Below are 2,979 nucleotides of genomic sequence, written 5' to 3'. Positions count from 1 at the left end.
CGTTTCAAGGCGCGGACGGTCAGCAGTTCCGGGTCGCCAGGGCCGGCGCCGACAAGGGAGACGGTGTGGTTCATGCCGGAACTTCCTCAGGCGTTGTGTTGACGAGGCGGCGCAGCGCCGGCAGGCAGGAGCCGCACTGGGTGCCGCAGCGCTTTTCGCCCTGCAGCTGCGACAGGCGCTCGGCCGGGCTGCCGCTGCAGCGGGTCAGGGTCAGGCGGATGACGTCCTCGCGCACGTCAAAGCAGTTGCAGACCTGCGGGCTGGCGGCCACGGTGTTGGTGGGCGGCGTGCCGGGCGACAGAAGCCAGCGGCCAACCGTCGATGCCGCAGTGCGCTCGCGCCAGAGGTCGACCAGCCAGGCGCCTTCGTCGTGCTGGCCAACACGCAGCAGGGCCTGCAACGGCGCGGCCTGCAGATCGTCGCCGTCCAGGTTCAGCAGGCGCAGGCGGCCGCGCTGGGCATCGGCATAGCGCAGCACGGCGGGGCTGTTCAGGCCCAGCACGGCGGCGAGTTCATCGACYAGCTCGGGCGCCGGCGCTTCGGCGCAGGCGGCTTCGAAGGCCCAGCCCACTTGTTCACCCTTCGCCGGTGCGGGCAGGCAGTGTGCGTAGCCGAAGCGGGGCATCAGCGCGCGCAGCTGCTCGCGCAGGCGAGGGCCGTCTGCGGGTGCGACCCAGGCGCAGGCGCTGAGGCGCCAGGGCAGGTCGGCCGGCTCGATGGCGACGGCACTGAACTTCAGCTCGGGCTGCTTGGAGTCGGGGCAGAAGGCGCCCTGCGTCACGGCGTTGACACCGAGCTGGGCGCCGATGAACTCGTCGCCCCAGTGCATGGCGACGTCGGCGCCGGCCAGGGGCACGTTCTCATCGAGCTTGAGTTGCAGCACGACTTCGCCGCGGCGCGAGCGCACGTGCACGAGTTCGCCGTCGGCCAGCTTGCGGCGCGCGGCGTCGCTGGGGTGGATGCGCACCAGCGGTTTGCCTTCGTGGGCAAACAGGCGCGGCACGCTGCCGCTGCGGCTCATGCCGTGCCACTGGTCGCGCATGCGGCCGGTCGTCAGCGCGAAGGGGTGCTTGGGGCTGGCGGTTTCGGCAGTGGCTTGATACGGCTTGGTGATGAAGCGGGCGCGGCCGTCGGCGGTGGCGAAGCGGCCATCGGTGTAGAGCCGTGCCGTCGGGCCGGTGACGAAGGGCCACTGCTGCGGGCCTTCGGTGTCCAGCGTGACCCAGGACAGGCCGGTGATGTCGAGGTCGCGGCCGCGCGTGGCCTCGCGGTGTTCCAGCCAGAGGTCTTCCGGCGTCGTGGCCGTCAGGCGAGGCTGCCGGCCCAGGCCGGCGTCGATCAGCCCGGCGATGTCGCTCACGATGCGCCAGTCGGCACGGGACTCGCCGGCCGCCGGCACGGCCGGGCGCACGCGGCTGATGCGACGCTCGCTGTTGGTGACCGTGCCTTCCTTCTCTCCCCAGGTGGAGGCCGGCAGCAGATAGTCGGCGTAGCGCGCCGTGGCCGTGTGGGCGAAGGCTTCCTGCAGGATGACCAGCTCGCAGCGCTCCAGTGCCTGGCGCACGGTGGCCTGGTCGGGCATGGACTGGGCGGGGTTGGTGCAGGCAATCCACAGCGCCTTGATCTCGCCGCGGGCTGCGGCCTCGAACATTTCCACGGCCGTGTGGCCGCGCTTGCCGGGCAGGTCAGGCACACCCCACAGCGAGGCGATCTCGGCCCAGTCCTCGGCCTTGCCCGGGTCGCGGTGGCCCGGCAGCAGCGTGGCCATGCCACCGCTCTCACGGCCGCCCATGGCGTTGGGTTGGCCGGTCAGCGAGAAGGGGCCGGCGCCGGGCTTGCCGATCTGGCCGGTGGCCAGGTGCAGGTTGATCAGGGCCGTGTTCTTGGCGGTGCCGCTGCTGCTCTGATTGAGGCCCTGGCAGTAGAGGCTGAGCGAACTCGGCGAGGTCGCGAACCACTCGGCGGCCTGCCAGATATCGGCCTCCTTGACGCCGCAGACCTGGGCCGCGCGGGAAGGCGCCCAGTCGCGCACCAGTTCCTTCAGCGCGTCGAAGCCTTCGGTGGATTGGGCGATGAAGTCACCCGCCGTCCAGCCCTGCCAGATGACGGCATGCAGCAGGCCGTGGCACAGCGCCACGTCGGTGCCGGGGCGGATCTGCAGGTACAGGTCGGCGAGCTCGGCCGTCTCGGTGCGGCGCGGGTCGATGACGATCAGCTTGTGTGCGGGCTTGTTGGCGCGCGCTGCTTCGAGGCGGCGGAACAGGATGGGGTGGGCCCAGGCCGGGTTGGCGCCGCTGATCAGCACGCAATCGGCCAGCTCGATGTCCTCGTAGCTGCAGGGCGGCGCGTCGGCGCCCAGGGCCTGCTTGTAGCCGACCACGGCCGAACTCATGCACAGCCGCGAGTTGGAGTCGATGTGCGGCGTGCCAATGACGGCGCGGGCCAGCTTGTTGAAGGCGTGATAGTCCTCGGTCAGCAGCTGGCCGGAGATGTAGACGCCGATGGACTCCGGACCATGCTCGGCGCGGATGGCCAGCAGCTTGTCGGCAATCTCGCGGTTGGCCTGATCCCAGCTGATGATCGCGGGCTGGGCCCCACGCTCGGCGCGACGGGCGGGCTCGCGCAGGCGCTGGTGCTGGATGACGACCGGCGTGGCCGTCAGGTGCAGGTTGGTGCCCTTGGTGCACAGCCGGCCGAAGTTGGCCGGGTGGTCGGGGTCACCGCGCACGCCGGTGATTTGGGTGTCGTCATGCTCGATCACGACACCACAGCCGACGCCGCAGTAAGGGCACGTGGATTTGGTTTCGCGCATGGTCATACCCGCCCTCGGCTGTGGAGCCCCTCGCTTGGCGAGGGGATGAGAGGGGAGTGCGCCGTGTCACCGCAATGCGGATCGCGCTTCCGCGCGTATCCGCAGCCGACGCCACAGTAGGGGCAGGTGGACTTTGTCTCGCTCATGTTCTTCTAGCCAGGCAGGTC

Annotated in this window: 2 protein-coding genes; both read right to left on the bottom strand. The window is 70.5% G+C overall.

The window, feature by feature from the left end; translation table 11 throughout:
• Positions 1 to 70: 70 nt before the first annotated feature.
• Positions 71 to 2,812 carry a nitrate reductase gene (locus AC1DU6_RS25475; protein WP_477860501.1) on the bottom strand — a complete coding sequence of 914 codons (2,742 nt, stop codon included), beginning with the start codon at positions 2,810 to 2,812 and terminating at the stop codon, positions 71 to 73.
• Positions 2,813 to 2,814: 2 nt separating this feature from the next.
• Complete coding sequence (locus AC1DU6_RS25470) at positions 2,815 to 2,958, bottom strand: hypothetical protein (RefSeq protein WP_457319723.1); 144 nt, start codon at positions 2,956 to 2,958, stop codon at positions 2,815 to 2,817.
• Between the last annotated feature and the right edge of the window lie 21 nt (positions 2,959 to 2,979).

It is taken from the genome of Roseateles sp. P5_B10 (assembly GCF_056400485.1).
Note: the sequence above shows the minus strand (reverse complement) of the source record. Positions and strands in the feature narration are given on the sequence as shown.

Excerpts from the sequence above, each read along its gene's own strand:
- AC1DU6_RS25470 (WP_457319723.1), bottom strand. The coding sequence starts at position 2,958 with ATGAGCGAGACAAAGTCCACCTGCCCCTACTGTGGCGTCGGCTGCGGA.